The sequence below is a fragment of the Bacillus sp. FSL M7-1345 genome (genome assembly GCF_038006985.1).
In the GTDB taxonomy this organism is placed as follows: domain Bacteria; phylum Bacillota; class Bacilli; order Bacillales; family Bacillaceae_G; genus Bacillus_A; species Bacillus_A cereus_U.
The window spans coordinates 1057375-1077585 of sequence record NZ_JBBOWG010000001.1 but is presented as its reverse complement, the minus strand read 5'-3'; the positions used below and the strand labels follow the sequence as shown (position 1 = coordinate 1077585).

Genomic DNA, 20211 nt, shown 5'->3' with positions numbered 1-20211 from the left:
CCTCATGAATTCCAAACGTAACCACTATGCGCAAGCGTAATATGGCCACTGAAAATTTGTTTTGCTTCTGTTACTAAATCAGATGGATTGCCTGTATGTGGCAAATGCGTTAATAAAAGTTCTTTTACATTCGCAGTTTTCGCAATACTTGCTACTTCTGTACTATTCATATGCCCTGCTTTGGCAGCCTCTTGATGTGCATACATATTACATTCACAAATGAAAAGATCAGCATCTTTTGTGAACGGAATAAATTCAGGAATATAACTTGAATCTGCACTGTATACTATGGCATCATCCCCAGCTGTAATACGCATCGCAAAGCATGTAACAGGATGAACAGTTTTTAAGAATGAAATGGAGAACGGTCCAATTTGAAGTGTTTCTTCTGGATTGTACGCGATTCCTTTCGTATGCGGTTCATGCGTTAAAGAATGGAATCCATTCTCATCAAACGAATGACCGTATATTGGTAACTCCGGTAGTTGTCCTTTTGTCACACTCGTAATTAATCTTGCATATTGCAATACCCCAATATCTGCAACATGATCGTGATGATAGTGCGACAATACAACTGCATCTATATCAGATGGTGTTATATATTTTTGAAGCTGTGCTAGTACACCACTACCACAGTCTACAAGTAAACGAAAACCATCGTGTTCAAACAAATACCCCGACGTTGCTTCTCCCGCTTCTGGAAAGCCGCCCCAAAAGCCGACAACAGTCATCTTCATATGTATCCATCCTTTCTAAAACCGTGTAGGAATGCGGTTTTTCTCCGTACTTGAGAAAGTTTTTTACTTACATCCTACATTGTTAACTATAATCCATTTCCTAAACTTTTTCATTAATTTTCAATTTTGTTATAAAACAGTTGTTGACTTTTGTTTTTTGTACTAATACAATGATAGTAAGAAATGGAAATGGAGGGATTGACATGATTGATCAACCAATGGAGTTTTTCCGAAATTTACCGACGAAAACTTGTGCACACTGCGGGAAGGAAATTGATGAGCAACACGAAGCATACCATAACAAATGTGACGATTGCGTTCACGAAGAATAGTAGTTTATGAACATAAAAAAACCTAGCAGACATAGTCTACTAGGCTAATAACATCGTATCCTTCATCGTTGAACCTTTCACCAAGAGCTCTAGTTCAAACTCATACAATTCTTTTTGTCGATAATTTTTCGTATGGATTTTATCCATCATTAATTCGACAACTTTTCGGGCCATCTCGTCGATTGGCTGTTCAATTGTCGTAATACCTGGCTCTGTAATCTGCGCTAAAATTTGATTATCAAAACCGATAACAGCGAGATCTTCTGGAATACTCCAATCATGACGTTTCGCCTCTGAGATAATTCCAGCTGCAACCTCGTCGCCTCCTGCCAAAATCGCGGTAGGATTTTTTTTGTCCTTTAATACTTCATGGAATATTCGTTTTCCATCATCCCAAGAGAAAGCGTTTTCAAGAAAATCGATTGCTTCCACTTCTCTACTCTTTTCAGTAATAGCGCGTAAAAAGCCCATTTTTCGCTGTTGGCTCACTACTTTCGTTTCGTTACCACGGCAAAAAATAAGATTACGATATCCCTGTTCTAATACATGATTGGCAGCTATGTATGCTCCCTGTGCATGATCGAACTTCACTGTTGGAACATTTGCTTCCTCAATATATTCATTACATAACACGATTGGACCGTGTTGCAAGTATGGCTCCACATTCTCCCATGGATTTTCTAGTGAACATAGAATAATCCCATCTACTTGTTTCGTAGATAATAATTGTAAATACTCCATCTCTTTTTCCGGTAAATATCTTGTTTGACAAATAATCAGTTTATATTTATGTTCAGAAGCAGCAATCTCGATTGCTTCAATAAATCTACTAAAAAAAGGATTTGTAATCCTTGGAACAAGCACCGCAATTGTTTCTGTTTTTTGTTTACGAAGCCTTCTCGCCGCAGAATTAGGAACGAAGCCTAAATGCTTCATTGCTAATTGAACCCTTTTCTTCTTCTCATCTGAAACATATGGATGATTATTGATCACCCTAGAAACCGTTGTCCTTGATAACCCCGCTAATTTCGCCACGTCCTCGATAGTCGACACGAAATTTTCCCCCTTTGCATGAAAACGTTTTCTTATCCTGATTATATAGTATATTATTGGAAACTGCAATATAGGTTCTTATGATTTTACTATATTAATATTATACATAGGGAAAAGTCTGTTAACTGCAGGAAATTACACACTACTTTTAGAATTTCACAATAAGAATATTTATAAAATAAAGGATGATATTTCATGAATCGGACGGATCGTTTATTAGCTATATTAATTGAATTACAAAGAAAACAAACCGTTACAGCACAAAGCTTAGCTGAAAAATTCGAGACAAGTATACGCACTATTTATCGAGATATGGATGCACTTAGTGAATCTGGCGTCCCGCTTTTCGCAATGCCTGGTCACGGTTATTCATTAATGGATGGTTATTTCTTACCACCCATTCAACTTACGCCTGAAGAGGCTGTTACTCTTTTATTAGGCGGTGATTATATTGAGAAAACTTTCAATTCTTCTTTTTCTGTACATGCGCAATCGGCAAAAGAGAAACTTGAGGTTGTCCTCTCTACTGATCAAAAAAAGAAAGTTGAAGAGCTGCGAGGAACTTTCCGTTTCCTTTCTCCTATATTTTCTCATCAGCAACCCGAGCGAGAACAACTAGAAAACCAACTTTTCTTATTGCAAGAATCTATTCAAAAAGAACAAGCTATCTCTTTTTCTTATCGTAAACCAAGAGAAACTACAAAAACAAATCGGACCGTTCATCCTTACGGTTTAGTCAATATTTCAGGAATTTGGTACATCGTTGCTCATTGCTTACTGCGAAAACAAATACGTAATTTTCGTTTAGACCGTATGGATACATTACAGCAAGAACAAGAATTCTTTACAAAACCGAAGAACTTTTCTTTACAAGACTATCAACCTGAAAACAATCGTACTGTTACGATTCATTTATTATTTCCATCCCATATTGCACATAAAATTATTGAATCACGATACTTTTTTATAGATTCATACGAGCATCAGGATAATGGTTTTCATGTCTTTTTGAAATCAAGAAATATAGATGAAGTCTTTCAATGGATATTAAGCTGGGGTAGCCAAGTGCAAGTACTAGAGCCAAAAATTCTTTCTGAGAAAATATATGATGAAGTAAAAAAAATGTTAAAACTTTAATTTTTTATTTTACTACTGACATAATGTTGTCAGTAGCCCTCCTTTATTGTAGGTATTAACAAATACATTTTCTTAAAAAGGGGATAACAATATGAACAAATTTGAGGATTTAGCAACGTATTACATAGAGGAATTAGAAAAATACTCTCTCGAACAATTTAGAACGAAACCTTCTACAGAAGAATGGTCTCTTGGTCAAATGTATAATCATTTACTTTCGGCTACATATATGCAGTTAGATGCAATCGCAAAATGTAGAACTGAAATGCCCTCTGTAACTAACAAAAAAACGGATATGGGTGAAAAAGTATATATAATGGGGGCTTTTCCTGACATACAAATAAAAGTGCCAGATCATCCGGGATATGCACCCGAAAATCCAACTAACAAAGAAGAAGTACAAGAACGTTTTCTGGAATTAATTACAGTTGTTAAAGACATTGAGCCAACACTTACTTCTATTCCTAATGATTGTAAAGTAGAGCACCCTGGACTTGGTTACTTAAATGCGGCAGAGTGGTTCCAGCTCATTTCTATGCATTTTGCACACCATCTTCGTCAGAAAGATCGGCTAGAGCTTAAGGTTTGCTAAGTGTAAACACTTCTACTAAAAAGAGACTCCCAATATGCAATATTGGGAGCCTTTTCAATTTCGATACAACATTCATACATCCAAATGAAAGAAATGTATACAATGAATCCAATCTTAACAGGTGCAAAACAACTATTACAGAACGACGAAGTTATTATATCTACTTCAAAGTGTTCACTTACTGGCTATATGATTACGCAAAACGTCCCTTATCCGGGCATGTTACTTGCTACTAATAGAAGATTTCTCTTTTTTAGCCAATATAAAAACCCATCAATATGTCGTCTCCATATGATCCATCTTCATATTTAATTTGATTTCTTTGTCTTCCTTCTTCTACAAAGCCAATACGTTTATACACTTTAATTGCCCTATCATTAATAGAAACTACGCCTAAGCAAATTTTCTCCAAATTTTTCTGCCCTTTAGCCCAGCTAATAAGAAATTCAATTAGCTTCGTACCGATACCTTGATTACAGTACGCCTCTCTAATCCCCATTCCTATCGTACCTGCATGTCGTAAGCGTTCTAATTCATATCGAAAAAGCCAACCACCTTACTATCTACTTCATAAACTATATAAAGATTACCTTTCTCACTACTTTTCCGTATCTTTTCTCTTTCTAAATCAATATCATTTGGTAATTTATTTGGAGATACTACAAAAAACTTTGTAGTAGTTTCCGATAATATAATTTCTTTTCTAATATCCATAATTGATTCCGCATCAACCTCTTTTGCTAATCGTATCACCAAATCACCTCTTACCTTTTTCTCAAAAGAATAATGCTGAAGCTATCAAACTAAGGAATCTCCAAAACTCTCAATATGCAACATTACATATTGAGAATCTTTTCACTTTTGATATGATATTCTTACATCTATATAAAAGGAATGTATACAATGAATCCAATTTTAACAGCTGCAAAACAACTATTACATAAAGGCGAAGTTATTGTCTCTACTTTAAAATGTTCACTTACTGACTATATTAATACGCATAAAGTCCCGTATCCAGGCATGTTATTTGCTACTAACAGAAGACTTCTCTTTTTGGGCCAATATAAAAATACATTGATTGCCGAATTTGAGTATGAAAAAATTCTATCTATAGAAACGAAGAGAAGAATCTTTGATAAAAAAATAATATTTTACTATGAAGATGAATATATAACGTTGGGATACATTACAAGTTCAAATATTGAAGAGTTCATAGACTTACTACAAAGAAAATGCACGACTAGCGCGGACTCATAATCAGTGGAATCCCCCCGCTGATTCATTATTTTAATTCCTCCCACTTCGTCCAAACCTCTCTCCCATTTATTCGGTACATATTATCCTCTCGATTCATAAATCCGTGCACGATAAACTCGCGTCTAATCGTACAAAAGTCCTCGTGATATTGTTTTATGAATGTATTAATTTCTTTTTCCGTATACTGATTCTCTGCATTTAACTTGCTAATTAAATGCTCTAACAATACTAACTTTTTCTTTGTTTGACCTGGAATCGATTTCAAACGATCCTCTTTATCGAAAAAATTACGAATGGTCGTATCACGAAATTTCATTTGGCTTTCGGTCATTTTATTTTCCTCCTTATTATTTATCCTTTTCCTTGTCTTTTTCACCGAAAAGGTCCAGTGCATACCCTACGCTTATAAGGAAATAGTAGAATCCAAGAAATGCTAACGTATCTTTTACGCTAGTATGTTCTTCTTTGCGAAACAAAATAGGTGATATGGTGAAAACGAGGAAATAGACGCATGGATATAGTATGAAATAATAGTTGAATTTTTTTCTCATAGCTCCTCCTCTTTCTGTATATGATTCTATTCAAATCTTTGTAATCCCTTTTTTAATATTCCCCTCTCCTTTAGGTAGGTCTACAGGAATTTTTAAATAAAAGTGATATGTTCTATCCAATGATCTTTCACATATATTTACATGGATGAATTACAAGTCAAGGGGGAATATGAATGCGGTGGATTTATTATGATCCTTTGTTTGAAGTAGATCAAGTCGTTCCATCTGTTAGAACTTCTTCGCCATGGGCTGGGCATAACAAGTTTGCTTACGATCTCGTTACATTTTTCAAACCTAATACACTAGTAGAATTAGGAACATATTATGGATCTTCCTTCTACAGTTTTTGTCAGGCTGTTAAAGATGAACAACTCCCGACACAATGTACTGCAATTGATACTTGGCAAGGAGATCCACACGGTGGTTACTATGGAGAAAATGTATTCGAAACCGTAACAAATGTGCTGGACACGTGTTATCCAGGAATCGGAAAAACGATTCGTTCTACATTTGATGATGCTTTAAATCAATTTGAAGATGAAAGCATCGATTTATTACATATCGATGGGTTTCATACGTTTGAGGCGGTCTCACACGATTATGTTACATGGTTACCAAAACTTAAAAAGAACGGTATTATTTTATTTCATGATATAGCCGTCTTCGAAAATGGGTTTGGTGTACATTTATTATGGGATACTTTAAAAGCACAATACCCTCACCTAGAATTTTCACATTCGTACGGTTTAGGCGTCCTCTTCCCAAAAGGACATGAAGAAAAATTTGAAAATGTGCTCACTAAAAATAAAGAACTACAGCAAAAGTATGGAGGATAATCCTCTAATTAAAATAAGATAAATAAAAAAGCACCATTTCGGTGCTTTTTTATTTACGCTTCAAGTGATTGATTTTCAGCAATATTTCTAAATTTTCGTTTGTGCATCCAAGTTAATGAAGCGATTGTTCCAAGTGATAATACAACGATAAAGATCATGAGTATCCCTATATTTTGCCACATGAAGTTAAAATCACCGCTTGATACGACTGCTTTAAACCCTGATACAGAGTATGTCATCGGTAGCCAAGCATTAAAGGGTTGTAAATACTTCGGAATCAACTCTAGCGGGAATGTTCCAGCGCTAGTTGTAAGCTGCATAATTAATGTTAAGATTGCAATGAAACGGCCCGCATCACCGAATGCTGTTACTAAACATTGAATTAATGCGATGAATGCTAAACTTGTAATAATGCTAAAGAGTATGAAGTATGGAATGCTTTGTACTTCTACACCTAATCCGAATAGTAATATGACATCTGCTACTATTGCTTGAATAATACCGACTGATAATAAAACGCCAAACTTACTAATAAACCAGCTGAATCCTGATTTCGGAACACCTACTGTATCGCGTAATGGGTATACGATAGATAATAGTAATGCCCCAACGAATAAACCGAGCGATAAGAAATACGGTGTAAATCCTGTTCCGTAGTTTGGAACTTCCGCTATTTTCTCCACCTTCACTTTTACTGGGCTTGCAAACATATCATACGTTTTATCCGTTCCTTTTACTTCTCCTGTTTTTTCTGCGCCTTCACCAAGTTTCTCAGCAAGTGTACCTGATCCATCATTTACCTTTACGAGTCCATCTGTCACTTTTCCTGAACCGTCTGTTAGTTTATTTACTCCATCGATTAGCTGGGTTGAGCCAGTTGCCATGTTATTTAGACCACCATTTAGAGTACCTAAGCCAGTTGTTACTTGACCAGAGCCATCTGCTAATTGCGTTATTCCACCTGTCATTTGGCTTGCTCCTACTGATAATGTACCCAAACCGCCTGTTACTTGGCTTGAACCGTCTTCTAATTGGTTTACTGCTACAGATACTGTGCCTAAACCACCTGTTACTTGACTTGAGCCATCTGCTAATTGAGTGATTCCACCTGCCATTTGGTTTGCTCCTACAGATAATGCACCTAATCCTTCTGTTACCTTTCCAGATCCATCTAATAATTGTTTTTCTCCATCAATTAATTGACCTGATCCGTCTTTCAATCTATCAGCACCTGCTTTTGCATTACCTAATCCTTCACCTAATCCATGAAACTTACTTACAAATTCGTTTTGCGCATTCGTTAATTTCTTAATACCACTCGTTAAATTTTCCACCTCTTCTGGATTCGGCATTTTGCTTTGCATTCCACTTGTCTTTTCACTGATTTCACCTTTTAATTGTTTTACTTCTTCATTTAATTTGCTCGTTCCGCCTGCTACTCCGGCAGCTTTCTGTTGAACTGTCGCCGTACTTTTTACCGCATTTGTTATAAATGGCTGTAACTGCTCTTGATATTCTTTCGGTAAACTTTCAATTTGCTTTTGTAAATTCGCTACATCTTGTGCTGCAGTTTTTGCATCCCCTGCTGTTGATTGGGTAATTTCATTTAACTGATTTACGTTTTCTTCAGCTCCATTTATTTTCTGGTTTACTTTATTTAATATAGAAGGACCTTTCGACTGCGCCTCCTCTAGGCCTGCAACAGAATTTTGCACTTTACTATTTAACTCCTGTAAACCCTTTTGAATCTCTTGAGACCCTTTCTCTAATTGAATTTGCCCCCCAACAAGTTTTTCCATACCATTTGATAGTTCAATTGTTCCTGTTTTTAATTCACCTGTTTTACTTACTAATGTGTTCAAACCTTTAGTTACTTTCTCAGACCCACTTCGCAATTCGCCAATTCCTTTTTGCATTTCACCCGTTTTTCCATTTAACGTATTTAAACCATCTGTTACTTTTCCAGATCCATCTTGTAATTTCCCTATACCCGTTTTTCCATTTAACGTATTTAAACCTGCTGTTACTTTTCCGGACCCATCTACTAATTTCCCTATACCTATCTGCATTTCACCCGTTTTGCTATTTAATGTATTTAAACCATCTGTTACTTTTCCGGACCCATCTTGCAATTTATTAGATCCATCTGCTAATTTCTGAACTCCATCTTTCATCTCCCCAGATTTCCCTTGAAGTGTATGGAGTCCATCCGTCACTTTACTTGATCCATCATGCAACTCACTAGCTCCATCATGTAACTTATTTGCTCCGTCCGCTCCATCTGCTAATCCTTTTGATACGTCTTTAATGGAATCAAACATTTTCTCTGCATATGTTTTCGTTAACGTGCTTGATACTTCACCTTTAATTTTTTCAATTGCTGTTCCGCCAATTTGTGAAGATAAGAAGTTTAAACTTTCATTTGGAATATATTCTAAGTTTAATGGTTTCGGATCGTCTTGTAATAACGTTGTAGCGTTACTTGAGAAGTCATCTGGAATACGTACTAACATGTAATACTTTCTGCCTTCCATTCCCTCTTTCGCTTCTTTTTCACTTACAAATTCCCATTTAAAACTTTTATTATCTTTTAAGTTATCAACGAGCCCTTTCCCGACCTCAATTGGTTTCCCATCAAGTTCTGCACCTTTATCTAAATTGACTACCGCAACTGGCAAGTCATCTAGCTGCTCATACGGATCCCAAAAGGCCCATAAAAACATACCCGCATATAAAATCGGTACAAATAAAACCGCAATGATTGGGATTAATATTTTTTTACTTTTTATAATCTCTGCAAATTCTTTACTAAGCAACTTATGCCATTTCATAATTTATCCCCCTTTTCAAAAATGACCAAAATGTCTATTTAGTCATTTTTAACCAAATAAAAAGGCTATATCTGTTCATACATATGCCTTATCCCCGAATTTATACTATGCACATTTTCAACTACTTGATTATACTATTTAACCACCCTTCTCATATAAATGACCAATTTGTTCAATTAGTCATTTTTTATAATATTAAAAGGATTATCTTAATTTGACAATCCTTTTAGTAAATAAAGTTCGAATAATTCCGAGATCTTTTCTTTTTCTAACGGTTCATGATTTTTTTCCCAATCAAAAATAAGCGATACGTATAGGCGAAGCATAATAAATGCTGTAATTTCTGGATCACATTTGCTAATCTCACCTTTTTCAATCGCAATCTCTAAATAAGATTGGATGACAGAAATGATTTCCACATCTACTTGTTGCATCACTTCTTGTACTTCTTTCGTTCCCATATCACGCTCTTCTTGAATTAGTTTAATCATGAGCTGATGTTCTTTTCTAAATTCTAATATACTATATAATGCTCTATGTACATTTTCAAAAAATGAAATATCTGAACGAATTGCATCTTTTGCGACTTGCTTCATTTCTGTAATTAAATTAGAAATAATTTCGCCAAATAGTTCTTCTTTATTTTTGAAAAAAGTATAAATTGTTCCTTTTCCTACATTCGCTAACTTCGCAACTTGATCCATCGTCGTCGCCTTATAACCGAATGCTGAAAAAGACTTTGTTGCAGCTTCAATAATAGAACGTTTTCGATCTATCGCCACATCGTCACCTCCAAAAATGACCAATCGGACAATATAGTCAATCGGTACATATTTGATATTACCACACGCTTACATTCTATACAAGTTCTCTTTTTAGTTATTCCCAGTATAAAAACATTCCAGTCAATGTATATAATACTGTCATAGTGTATCAGAAAAAAAGGGGAAAGGAAAAGATGTTCTTCAGATATAATTTTTATGAACACCTTTTTCTTATTTCAACGTAGAAAGCGTAATTTTGTCTAAACTAGAATTCAATATGTCCTCTCTTTTCCTTTCACTCTGACAATCTTCTTCTACAGTTAAACCTTACCTAACAACAACAAAATTACTCTTTTTCTAATAAACAAATAAAAAAACAAGAAAATCCTTACAATTAATAGTAATATAGAAAATAGACAAGTTTATCAAAATAGTGGAGGCTTTTTTAGTCATGATGCGTGCGCTTCGTTTAAATATAAAGCAAGCTTTTTGTAATCGTGTTTCTTTAATTATTATGTTTAGTGGATTCGTTCTTATTTGTATTTATCATTATTATTATGTAATTCGTTATTTAGGAGATGCTGCGAATGGACCTATATCAACGGATATTAAATGGATTGGATTTCGTGGCAATGAAATGGATGTTTATTTGTTATTAATGCCAGTTATTGCGAGCCTTCCCTTTAGTACAAGTTACAACTCGGATAAATCAGATGGTTTTAAACCATTTGTCAGTAAAGAAATTGCTATATTTCCTTATTCAGTAATGAAATATATCGTTACATTTTTTTGCGGAGGAACTCTTTATACGTTTCCATTCATCTTATCATTATTATTTTGCAAATTAACCATTCCAGACGGAGAACCGACGGCTGGTTCAGGCATTATAAATGATAACGGGATGTTCGCAAACTTATATTACGATACTCCCATCACTTACATTACTGTATATATCGGAATTAATTTTTTATTTGCAGGTTTAATGGCTCTTTTAGGACTTGCTGCATCTGCATGGTCACAAAAAGATTATATGGCGCTTCTATTTCCATTTGCAACTACCGCCATTCCTTACATCCTGCTAAATACGATATTCCCTACAATAGGCGGGGCACCTATTCATTTATATGATCCAAGGCAACCGCTGCATGGCATGTCACCATATATTTTAACAATACAATGTACCTTCTTCCTCCTCGTTAGCTTATTCATGTATATACAAGGAGTAAAGCGCGATAGAAAAAAATATAGAAGAAGACTGCAAAGAAGAGATCGGTGTAGAAAAGCGTTTCAAGCATAAAAAACCTAATTTCCACATTTTATCTTGGAAATTAGGTTTTTTATATTCATTTACGGCGTACCAGCCAATCCCCACAAAATAACAACAGCCGCAAAGTAAATTGCTTTAATAGCTACCACTAAACATAATGAAATAATTGCATATTTACTCAATTCTCTTCTTGCTCCTATTAAAGTAAAAATGACTGCCAAACTAAATGTTATATAAGAACTTGCTGTATTTATTAGGTTATACGTAATATCTAAATTCTGTGTAAGTCCTGTTATCTCGGCTATAAACTGAATCATGACGATACTACTAAAAAAGATTGCGATTTGATTCATTAATTTCCCACTTATTAACGCTTGCATCTTTAGCCTCTCTTTCGAAAACTAAATATTCAATTAATTTTATCACCATATTACAAAAAAAGGAATTCTATCTTCATAATTATATGACGATGTAAAAACAAAAAAGAACGCTTAGTTACCTAAGCGTTCCCCTACTTTAAGAAGCCTTCTTCAAATCAATTTGAGCAAGTACTGGATCGTGGTCACTTACACGTCCATGTTCTTTCATAATGTTTGAGTTTAAGTGTACTGGGTCTACAATTGTGTGCTGTACAATGTTATTTGTTACTAAAATATGATCTAGCACTTGTGCGTTACCTTCATGAATGTACGTGTAACGATTCTCTTTCGGCACTGTGTTTAACATATCTTTTAATATCGTTCCCTCTAGTGCTTCTAAAGGTTTAGAGAATTCAAAGTCATTCATATCACCTAATACAACAACTGGTGCATTTGTATTCTTTTTCTGAATATCTTGTACGAAATGATTCACTTCTTGTGCTAATTGAACTCGTTTTTCTTCACTCTTTAATACGAGCGGCTGTACTTTTCCAAATGGCGTTGCATCTCCTATTTTTGAGTTTAAGTGATTTGCAACGACAACAACGTTTTGTCCTTGGAACGTAAATTCTGCCGCTAACGGTTTACGTGTACTTTCAAATAATGAATTTTCATCTCCAATACGAACAACATTTTTATCAAGTAACTTCGGTACTGTTGCTAATTTCACGCGTGATGGGTTATAGAAGAAACCGACGCGAATGTTAGCTCCTGGTGCTCCTCCGTCTTGATTGTTGTTTGGAGCGATTTCTACATACTCATACTTCGGACCACGAATTTCTACCACTGCATCAATGATACGTTTTGCGCTTAATGAAGCATCTGTTGTACCGTCATTAATCGATCCGTTATTATCTTGCATTTCCTCTACACCGATAATATCTGGCATTTTTAAATTGTATTTAATAGAATACGCTAACGCTTTTACTTTTTCATCTGTTGTTTCTTTCTTATTCGCTGAAAAGTTTTCAATATTATATGTAGCAACTGTTAACTTATCAAGACGCGGCTGAATATTTGCCCCTACTTGCTTAAACCCACCGTCCACTACAGATGGTAATTCCGTTACTGGCGAAATGCGGAACGCACCGTAGTCATATCCTACTACGCCTGTTATATTACCAGTGAACGTATCTCCTACTTTCGCGACATAATCACGAGGTACTTTTACAGAAAGACGCTCTGGGTTTAATTGCTCTTTATCTAATAGCGGTGTGCCATACTTCGTTATAACTTTATCCCCACCATTTTCTACTGTTACATATAAGTTACCATTTTTCTGAGGAGCGATAATTTTTGGTGTTGGCATCGTAACGCGCATGCCTTCTACACTCTCATAAAAATCAATTGCATCTTCGTTCGGATCAAATAGACCAAATCCATCATTATCAATAATTTGATCTGGGATTTTCACTCCGTTTTCTCCTAATACAATCGCTTCTGGTAAAGTCTGATCTTTTGCGATTACACCAATGCGACTCGCTTTAATTTCTGTCGTCGTTAAGTCTGTTTCAAAGCGTTCTGCATATCCAGGCCCAACATATTCTTCTACTTCTCCATCAACTTGGACAAGGTCTCCTACCGCTACATTCGCATCTTTTTTGTATACGTACATACCTTCTGAAGTAGCTGGATCATTATCCGGCTGATTATCTTCTATATAAAAACCGTTTTTATCAAGCGCTGTTACAACGCCTTCCACATTGTTTACTTTCTTCCCATTGTAAGGAGAAATATGTGATTTCCCTTGAATATCATGAATACGAACTGGTTCATTGTTTACGATAATAAATGAAAATGTTGAAATCGCTGAAGAAGTAAGCCCTTCTTTTTCTGCGATTGCTTTCACTACACTATTTTCATTCACTACAATTTGTCCGTTATAACGAACGCTTTTGTTTGTAGGATTAGAGCCATCCAACGTATAGTAGATTGTTGCTCCTTCTGTATTCGTTGTTAATGTTACCGCTGTTCCTTTCGCAACTTCCCCGCCATTTGGTGAAGCCACTACATCGCTAACACGGTTTTGTTCTTCTCCGTAAAACTTATGAGCTGTTACTGATTTTAAACCTGGGCTACTAAAATATAATTCAAGCGTCCCTGTCAAGCTAACTTTCTTCCCGATATTTTCAGGATGGTCTTTCACATTTACAGCCGATCTCACATCGCCTTTTGGTAACTGAACAGGCATGATCTTGTCTGGATTCGTTTCGTTTGGCGAATCGGCAATTGCCACGTTTGTGTCGTCAAACTTAGCCGGATCTTTCGTGTATTTAGAAGGACTTTGTGTATATCCAACGATATATCCTTCCACTATCCCCTTTGTTTTCCCTTGCTGCTTAAATACTTGAATTGCTTTTTCTACTGACATAGAAGTAGTTTCTTCCGCCTGCGCTAAAGTTCCAGTAAATGAAAGCAATAACATCAATGATAAAAAGACACTTAATAATTTCTTCACAGCCATCTCCCTCTCCCTATTTCATATTTTCTCAACATTTCTATCATATCAAATGATTCGTTATATAGAACTATATTTCGACAACTTTTACACAAAATTCATTTAATTTACAACTTTTCAAACTATAATACAAAATAACTTATATAGGTTTATTGACTAACAGGTATTTTATCCAATAAACAAAACGCCTTCAATATAATTAAAGGCGTTTTGCTTGAACTATTTTAATGTGCTACTAATTCGGTTTCCATTTCTTTGTCTAAATGAGATAACACACGTTTCACCGCTAACTCACCTTGCTCAATACAAGCCGGAAGACCAGAACCAGCGTAAGAACTACCTGCCAAATACACACCTGGCAACTCATTCTCCATAAATGTTGTGAGCTTTTTCATTCGCTCTTTATGGCCAACTGTATATTGAGGCATCGCTTCTTTCCAGCGGCTTACAATTGTAAACTCTGGATCCTCTGTAATATCCATTGTCTTTTGTAAGTCCTCTAATACAAGCTGCACAATTTCTTCGTCAGTTTGTTCGACAATCGCTTCATCACCAGGTCGTCCAACGTAACAACGAAGAAGTGCCTTTCCTTCTGGCGTTGTATGTGGCCATTTTTTATGTGTCCACGTACACGCTGTAATCGTGTAATCACTATTTCTTGATACGACAAATCCCGTACCATCAATATCACGCTGAATTGCAGACTTCGGGAAAGCAAGTGCCACGTTTGCAACTGATGTAGACGGAATGTTACGGAAGAAACGAAACTGCTTATACTGCGCAAACATAGACGGCAATATTTTATGCGGTGCTGTAACTACAATCGCGTCTGCTTCCATTTCTTTTCCGTTACTAAGAGTAATCGTATAACTATCACCAAGTTTTGCAACTTTTTCAATACGAGTTCCCTTCATTATCATATCATTAGGAATCTTGGCTTCAAGAGATTCTACTATAGATTCTAAACCGTTTTTCACAGTTTTAAAGATTCCCTTTTTCAATTCAGCCTTCTCTTGCTTTGGAGCGAGCGTACGCATACCGAGTGAAATACTACGATGCTCCTGTTCAATTTGATAAATTTGAGGGAATGTTGACATTAAACTCATTTCATCAATATCCCCTGCATAAATACCAGATAATAATGGCTCAATTAAATTTTCAACGACTTCATTTCCAAGGCGATGCCTGAAAAACTGCCCGAGTGATTGGTCAGATACTGGCTTTGATCTAGGCATTAACAGATCAAAACCAGCTCTTAGTTTACCAATTGGGGAGAACAATCCGGAAAATAGAAACGGCGTAATTTGCGTTGGAATTCCCATCATTGAACCGCTCGGCATTTTATGTAACCGATTGTTTACGAGAACGAACGATTGACCGGTCGCATTATTTACAAGTTCAGCATCAAGTCCTAATTCTTTCACTAATTTAGCTGCGCTCTCTTTTCTTGCTAAGAAAGAATCAGGGCCACGTTCAATTGTAAATCCATCTTTTTGAACGGTTTGAATTTTCCCGCCAAGTTTACCGGACGCTTCTATAAGCAATGCATCTATCGGCAAGTTTTTTTCACGAATTTCTTTTTGTAAGTTATACATTGTTGTTAATCCTGTGATGCCACCGCCGATGATCACAACTTTTTTCCTCAAGTAAGCTCCCCCTTTCTACTTACATTACTGATTCTTTTTTCTTTAATACAACATCAGCTAAACAGTCAATAAATGCATCCGATGCGTTTGGCATTTCAGGACGATAATATTTCGCGCCAATTTCATCCGTTACAACTTTACACTCAAAGTCATTGTCATATAAAACTTCTAAATGTTCCGCTACAAATCCAACTGGTGCATATACGAATGAACTGTAGCCGTACTTTTCATTTAGTTCTCTCGTTAAATCTTGTACATCTGGACCAATCCAAGGATCTGGCGTGTTGCCTGCACTTTGCCAACCTACTGCATAATTCGCTACTTCAGCGCCCCTTGCAATATAATCAGCTGTTTCATTTAATTGATCTGGATATGGATCGCCGAGTGCGATAATTTTCTCTGGTAAGCTATGAGCCGATACGATTAACACAGCTTTTTCACGTTCTGCTTCTGACATACCGTTATATATACCTTTCACTGCATCGACCCAATACTGAATAAATTTCGGTTCTTTATACCAGCTATCAATGCCGTGAATTGTTAAGTTTCCAAGTTTTTCTGCTTCTTCTTGCGCTCGTCCTACATACGACTTCACGCTAAAAGTAGAATAGTGAGGGGCAAGAACGAGTGCAATTGCATCTTCTATTCCATCTTTATGCATAGCTTGTACTGCATCTTCAATGAACGGTTCAATATGTTTTAAACCAAGATACATGCAGTACTCTACTTCATCTTGCATTTCATTTAAACGCGTCTCTAACTTTTTAGCTTGCTCTAATGTAATAGTAGCTAAAGGAGAAATACCACCAATTGCACGGTAACGCTCTGTTAAATCTTCTAGCATTTCAGGACTTGGCTTTCTTCCTCTGCGAATATGTGTATAGTAACGTTCAATATCTTCTTCTTTATATGGCGTTCCGTATGCCATTACAAGCAAACCAATTTTCTTTTTCATACAGACAATCTCCTTTACTTCGCTAACTGTTCTTTAGAGTACTCATGAATAAATGTAGTTAAACGTTTTAATGTATCTGGATTTACTTCTGGGAATACGCCGTGACCTAAGTTAAATACGTAACCTGGCTGCTTCATCCCTTGATCTAAAATACCTTTTACATGTTCTTCAATAACAGACCAAGGTGCTAATAAGAATGAAGGGTCCATATTTCCTTGTACCGCCTTATGAACACCACGCGTGCGTGCTTCTTCAATTGATAAGCGCCAATCTAAACCGACTACATCAAGAGGTAAGTCATGCCATTCATTCACTAAGTGTCCTGCCCCAACGCCGTGCATAATCATTGGAACACCCATCGTGCGAACTTCTGCAAAAATACGTTCCATTGCTGGTTTAATAAATATGCGGTAATCCGCTACATTTACTGTTCCAACCCAAGAGTCGAAAATTTGAACCGCTTTTGCTCCTGCATTAATTTGCGCTTTTAAATATGTAATAACCATATTTGCAAGCTTATCCATTAAAGCGAACCAAGCTTTCGGCTCTGCATACATGAACGCTTTCGTATTATGATAGTTACGAGAAGGACCGCCTTCAATCATATAGCTCGCTAACGTAAATGGAGCTCCTGAAAAACCGATTAACGGTACATCTAACATTTCTGTCGTTAATAAACGAATTGTATCTAATATGTAAGGTACATCATCTTCTGGATTGATTTCCCCTAATTTTTCTACGTCTTGTAAAGAACGGATTGGATTATCGATAACTGGACCAATACCAGATTTAATTTCCACATCAACACCAATTGCAGGTAGTGGTGACATAATATCTTTATAAAGAATTGCTGCGTCTACGTTATATTGATCAACTGGCAACTTTGTAACGTAAGCGCACAACTCTGGATTATGTGTAATTTCAAATAAAGAATATTTCTCTTTTATCTTTCTATATTCCGGCTGTGAACGACCTGCTTGACGCATATACCATGCTGGTACATACTCTGTACGTTCCCCCCTACATGCTTTTAAAAATGTCTCATTTATAGTTCTTACCAAGACCCTAGCTCCCTTCCTTACCAATGCTTTTTCTTTAAATATGCTCTATTCCGATATTTATCTTTTTTTACTATACAGCTTGTAAAAACAAAATGCATAACATTATGTACGTTGTTCATTAAATTGACACAAACATTCGTAAAACCGCTTACTATTTTCACAACATTCTTATTATAACACAGAGAAAAACTATGGTTTAGCTACTTTTGACTTTTCTCCTTCACGGTTCGTTTGTGTGTTATATGGTACAATGTAAAAACTTGGTTTTGAGAATATATTAATAAACTTTTCCTCATATTTCCCTGTTCCTTTTACCGTCCCAACGTGAGTATGAATTCCTTTTTCAACTTTATAAATCCGGTACATAATTCTCTCATCAGGAAGCGGCGTCCAGCTTAGTTTCATCGCAAATAAACCGAAAGGACTAAATGCTAGTTTTGCTTCCACGTTTTGAATCTTATCTAAACGAATTGGCAGTCCAATTGTTTCAACACCTTTTGGCCTATGAAAACTCGCTTTATCTTGTATATTTGCTTTCGTTAAAATCTTTTTAAATAACATCGTTGCCGATGCATTTCCATCTTGTAATTGATGCTCTTTATCGGTGCGGTCATAGCCAATCCAAACTGCACCTACTAAATTCGGTGTATATCCAACAAACCACATATCGCGCGCACCATGGTCGTCATTCGGCAGTGAAGTTGTGCCTGTTTTTCCAGCTAAAGCTCCATTATATACGCCAGCTTTCGCCGTACCTTCTTTCACAACTCCTTCAAGCATCTTTGTCATATACCATGCCGTTTGCTTTGAAAAGACTTTCGTTTCAGCTTTTGATGATTCTCCAATGACTGCCCCGTGTCTATTTAATACTTTATCGATAACGTGTGGTTCGATAATATTCCCGTTTGCTAAAAAAGATCGGTACATTTTGACAAGATCAAATGGAGAAACGCCGTTTTTTAGCCCGCCAAGTGCTGTGCTTAAACCTGAGTCCGAAATATGAACATTCCCTTTCTCTAAATATTGCTTTCCCTCATCTACCCCTAATTCATTTAATAAAGATACAGCTGGCACGTTTGCTGATTCTAATACCGCATCGTACATCGTCATCTCTTTCGCATACTCATGATTATAATTTCGAGGTTCATAACCTTCAAACGAACTTTTTTCATTCGTTAATAAAGAATATGGATTATATTTCTTCGTCTCGAGTGCAGGTCCATATACGATAAGCGGCTTTAAAACAGAACCCGGCTGCCGCTTTGCAAAAACACGATTAAGCCCTCTCGGAACATACTCTCTTCCACCAATCGCGGCTTTAATTCCGCCAGTCTGGTTATCCATTAATAAAAATGCACCTTGCGCCCCGTTTTCTTTACCAGGGAAATTTCTCGCATCTTGAAACTGGTTATATGCTACCTTTTGAACTTTTTCATCCATTGGTACGACAAACGTATATCCTCCGCGCAGTACTTCTTGATGCGATAAACCGTATAAACGCGCTGCTTCATCTATAACCATATCGATATACGGCATATATGCGAGTTCACGTTCATCTGCATTTTTATAAAGAGCGATTGTTTTTCCTTGGTAACGAACACTATCTTCCGCTGTTAAATAGCCTTGTTTATGCATAAGTGACAAAACAAGATCACGGCGCTCTTTACTCTTCTCAGGAGATAAGTACGGTGAATAGCCATTTGGCGCTTTCGGAAGCCCTGCAAGCATAGCCCCCTCTTCCACTGTTAAATCTTCTACATTTTTATTAAAATACAATTTAGCCGCCGCTTGAATACCATATGCCCCGTGACCAAAATAAATATGGTTCATGTACATTTCAAGAATTTGCTGCTTCGTATATTTTTGCTCTAATTGAAGAGAAATTGCGACCTCTTTCAATTTACGCGTAAATGTTTTTTCGCGAGTTAAAAAGACATTTTTAGCTAGTTGCTGCGTAATTGTACTACCGCCTTCTACCTTCTCTCCAACTAAAGCGTCTTTATAAAGCGCCCGAAATATAGAAGGGTAATCAATTCCTTGATGCTCATAAAAACGCGAATCTTCCACAGCAATAAATGCTTGCTGCACGTACTTTGGAATTTCTTCAATCGGCACGAGCTCTCTATTTTCTACATATAACTTCGTAATTTCTTTTCCTTTGTGGTCAACGATACGTGATGAAGAGTGGAAAACAAGCTGCTTTTCATCCATCATATAGCCACCAGCTAACACAATAAGTTTATAAAGTACAATCGCTACTACAAACGTTGCTAACCCGCCTAATAAAGTCCACTTTGCTTTCTTCATACATCGGC

The 20211-nt window shown here is 36.3% G+C and carries 18 protein-coding genes and 2 pseudogenes; 7 read left to right on the top strand and 13 right to left on the bottom strand.

Annotated features, from left to right (window positions below):
• Nucleotides 1-2: 2 nt before the first annotated feature.
• Nucleotides 3-737, bottom strand: coding sequence for an MBL fold metallo-hydrolase (locus MHB76_RS05565; RefSeq protein WP_002158959.1), 735 nt, complete (start codon nt 735-737; stop codon nt 3-5).
• A gap of 203 nt (nt 738-940) precedes the next feature.
• Here MHB76_RS05565 and yhfH point away from each other — a divergent pair, with 203 nt between their 5' ends.
• Complete coding sequence (gene yhfH / locus MHB76_RS05560) at nt 941-1069, top strand: protein YhfH (protein WP_000567010.1); 129 nt, start codon at nt 941-943, stop codon at nt 1067-1069.
• A gap of 39 nt (nt 1070-1108) precedes the next feature.
• Here the strand turns inward: yhfH and MHB76_RS05555 are convergent, their stop codons facing one another.
• Nucleotides 1109-2122, bottom strand: a complete 1014-nt coding sequence (locus MHB76_RS05555) for a LacI family DNA-binding transcriptional regulator (protein WP_002158960.1) — start codon at nt 2120-2122, stop codon at nt 1109-1111.
• A 195-nt stretch (nt 2123-2317) separates the two neighbouring features.
• On the opposite strand from MHB76_RS05555, the gene MHB76_RS05550 reads away from it, so the two are divergent.
• From MHB76_RS05550 to MHB76_RS05540, 3 genes and pseudogenes are all read left to right on the top strand, one after another.
• A complete protein-coding gene (locus MHB76_RS05550; RefSeq protein ID WP_078173347.1) occupies nt 2318-3259 on the top strand; it encodes a helix-turn-helix transcriptional regulator in 942 nt (313 codons plus the stop codon).
• 91 nt (nt 3260-3350) lie between these two features.
• Nucleotides 3351-3851 carry a DinB family protein gene (locus MHB76_RS05545; RefSeq protein WP_016104117.1) on the top strand — a complete coding sequence of 167 codons (501 nt, stop codon included), beginning with the start codon at nt 3351-3353 and terminating at the stop codon, nt 3849-3851.
• A 93-nt stretch (nt 3852-3944) separates the two neighbouring features.
• A pseudogene (locus MHB76_RS05540) lies at nt 3945-4130 on the top strand (PH domain-containing protein); the annotation flags it as partial.
• Here the strand turns inward: MHB76_RS05540 and MHB76_RS05535 are convergent.
• Nucleotides 4105-4604: pseudogene (locus tag MHB76_RS05535) on the bottom strand (GNAT family N-acetyltransferase). The pseudogenes MHB76_RS05540 and MHB76_RS05535 sit on opposite strands and share 26 nt — an antisense overlap.
• A 150-nt stretch (nt 4605-4754) precedes the next feature.
• Between MHB76_RS05535 and MHB76_RS05530 the strand changes: the two are divergent.
• Nucleotides 4755-5108 (top strand): PH domain-containing protein, encoded by a 354-nt coding sequence (locus tag MHB76_RS05530; protein ID WP_002201452.1) that lies wholly within the window; start codon nt 4755-4757, stop codon nt 5106-5108.
• Between the two features lie 25 nt (nt 5109-5133).
• Here MHB76_RS05530 and MHB76_RS05525 read toward each other — a convergent pair whose 3' ends face one another.
• Nucleotides 5134-5439: a DUF2087 domain-containing protein gene (locus MHB76_RS05525; RefSeq protein ID WP_078173349.1), complete on the bottom strand. Its 306-nt coding sequence runs from the start codon at nt 5437-5439 to the stop codon at nt 5134-5136.
• A 16-nt stretch (nt 5440-5455) separates the two neighbouring features.
• Nucleotides 5456-5659 (bottom strand): hypothetical protein, encoded by a 204-nt coding sequence (locus MHB76_RS05520; protein WP_002201454.1) that lies wholly within the window; start codon nt 5657-5659, stop codon nt 5456-5458.
• A gap of 173 nt (nt 5660-5832) precedes the next feature.
• Between MHB76_RS05520 and MHB76_RS05515 the strand changes: the two genes are divergently transcribed.
• Entirely contained in the window at nt 5833-6495 is a 663-nt protein-coding gene (locus MHB76_RS05515) for a class I SAM-dependent methyltransferase (RefSeq protein ID WP_002158968.1), read from the top strand.
• Nucleotides 6496-6548: 53 nt separating this feature from the next.
• Here MHB76_RS05515 and MHB76_RS05510 read toward each other — a convergent pair whose 3' ends face one another.
• Together MHB76_RS05510 and MHB76_RS05505 are read right to left on the bottom strand one after the other, a co-directional pair.
• The gene (locus MHB76_RS05510; RefSeq protein WP_078173350.1) at nt 6549-9326 is read right to left on the bottom strand and encodes a YhgE/Pip domain-containing protein; all 2778 of its coding nucleotides are present in this window, start codon (nt 9324-9326) and stop codon (nt 6549-6551) included.
• 209 nt (nt 9327-9535) lie between these two features.
• Nucleotides 9536-10108, bottom strand: a complete 573-nt coding sequence (locus MHB76_RS05505) for a TetR/AcrR family transcriptional regulator (RefSeq protein ID WP_002116844.1) — start codon at nt 10106-10108, stop codon at nt 9536-9538.
• Between the two features lie 433 nt (nt 10109-10541).
• Between MHB76_RS05505 and MHB76_RS05500 the strand changes: the two genes are divergently transcribed.
• Complete coding sequence (locus MHB76_RS05500; RefSeq protein ID WP_078173351.1) at nt 10542-11387, top strand: hypothetical protein; 846 nt, start codon at nt 10542-10544, stop codon at nt 11385-11387.
• A gap of 50 nt (nt 11388-11437) precedes the next feature.
• Here the strand turns inward: MHB76_RS05500 and MHB76_RS05495 are convergent, their stop codons facing one another.
• The 6 genes from MHB76_RS05495 to MHB76_RS05470 all read right to left on the bottom strand — a co-directional run bounded on the left by MHB76_RS05495 (nt 11438) and on the right by MHB76_RS05470 (nt 20203).
• The gene (locus MHB76_RS05495) at nt 11438-11737 is read right to left on the bottom strand and encodes a hypothetical protein (RefSeq protein WP_002116837.1); all 300 of its coding nucleotides are present in this window, start codon (nt 11735-11737) and stop codon (nt 11438-11440) included.
• Between the two features lie 136 nt (nt 11738-11873).
• The gene (locus MHB76_RS05490; protein ID WP_078173352.1) at nt 11874-14240 is read right to left on the bottom strand and encodes a DUF6359 domain-containing protein; all 2367 of its coding nucleotides are present in this window, start codon (nt 14238-14240) and stop codon (nt 11874-11876) included.
• 218 nt (nt 14241-14458) lie between these two features.
• Complete coding sequence (gene hemY, locus MHB76_RS05485) at nt 14459-15880, bottom strand: protoporphyrinogen oxidase (RefSeq protein WP_078173353.1); 1422 nt, start codon at nt 15878-15880, stop codon at nt 14459-14461.
• Between the two features lie 19 nt (nt 15881-15899).
• Entirely contained in the window at nt 15900-16835 is a 936-nt protein-coding gene (hemH, locus tag MHB76_RS05480) for a ferrochelatase (protein ID WP_340985914.1), read from the bottom strand.
• 14 nt (nt 16836-16849) lie between these two features.
• Nucleotides 16850-17896 carry a uroporphyrinogen decarboxylase gene (gene hemE / locus MHB76_RS05475; protein WP_070128077.1) on the bottom strand — a complete coding sequence of 349 codons (1047 nt, stop codon included), beginning with the start codon at nt 17894-17896 and terminating at the stop codon, nt 16850-16852.
• A 189-nt stretch (nt 17897-18085) separates the two neighbouring features.
• The gene (locus tag MHB76_RS05470) at nt 18086-20203 is read right to left on the bottom strand and encodes a transglycosylase domain-containing protein (protein WP_340985911.1); all 2118 of its coding nucleotides are present in this window, start codon (nt 20201-20203) and stop codon (nt 18086-18088) included.
• Nucleotides 20204-20211: the final 8 nt, after the last annotated feature.

Bases quoted from the DNA above. Each gene is read 5' to 3' on its own strand.
- MHB76_RS05470 (WP_340985911.1), bottom strand. From the start codon at position 20,203: ATGAAGAAAGCAAAGTGGACTTTATTAGGCGGGTTAGCAACGTTTGTA.
- MHB76_RS05550 (WP_078173347.1), top strand. From the start codon at position 2,318: ATGAATCGGACGGATCGTTTATTAGCTATATTAATTGAATTACAAAGA.
- MHB76_RS05495 (WP_002116837.1), bottom strand. From the start codon at position 11,737: ATGCAAGCGTTAATAAGTGGGAAATTAATGAATCAAATCGCAATCTTT.
- MHB76_RS05530 (WP_002201452.1), top strand. From the start codon at position 4,755: ATGAATCCAATTTTAACAGCTGCAAAACAACTATTACATAAAGGCGAA.
- MHB76_RS05525 (WP_078173349.1), bottom strand. From the start codon at position 5,439: ATGACCGAAAGCCAAATGAAATTTCGTGATACGACCATTCGTAATTTT.
- MHB76_RS05500 (WP_078173351.1), top strand. From the start codon at position 10,542: ATGATGCGTGCGCTTCGTTTAAATATAAAGCAAGCTTTTTGTAATCGT.
- yhfH (WP_000567010.1), top strand. From the start codon at position 941: ATGATTGATCAACCAATGGAGTTTTTCCGAAATTTACCGACGAAAACT.
- MHB76_RS05545 (WP_016104117.1), top strand. From the start codon at position 3,351: ATGAACAAATTTGAGGATTTAGCAACGTATTACATAGAGGAATTAGAA.
- hemH (WP_340985914.1), bottom strand. From the start codon at position 16,835: ATGAAAAAGAAAATTGGTTTGCTTGTAATGGCATACGGAACGCCATAT.
- MHB76_RS05565 (WP_002158959.1), bottom strand. From the start codon at position 737: ATGAAGATGACTGTTGTCGGCTTTTGGGGCGGCTTTCCAGAAGCGGGA.
- MHB76_RS05510 (WP_078173350.1), bottom strand. From the start codon at position 9,326: ATGAAATGGCATAAGTTGCTTAGTAAAGAATTTGCAGAGATTATAAAA.
- MHB76_RS05490 (WP_078173352.1), bottom strand. From the start codon at position 14,240: ATGGCTGTGAAGAAATTATTAAGTGTCTTTTTATCATTGATGTTATTG.
- MHB76_RS05520 (WP_002201454.1), bottom strand. From the start codon at position 5,659: ATGAGAAAAAAATTCAACTATTATTTCATACTATATCCATGCGTCTAT.
- MHB76_RS05515 (WP_002158968.1), top strand. From the start codon at position 5,833: ATGCGGTGGATTTATTATGATCCTTTGTTTGAAGTAGATCAAGTCGTT.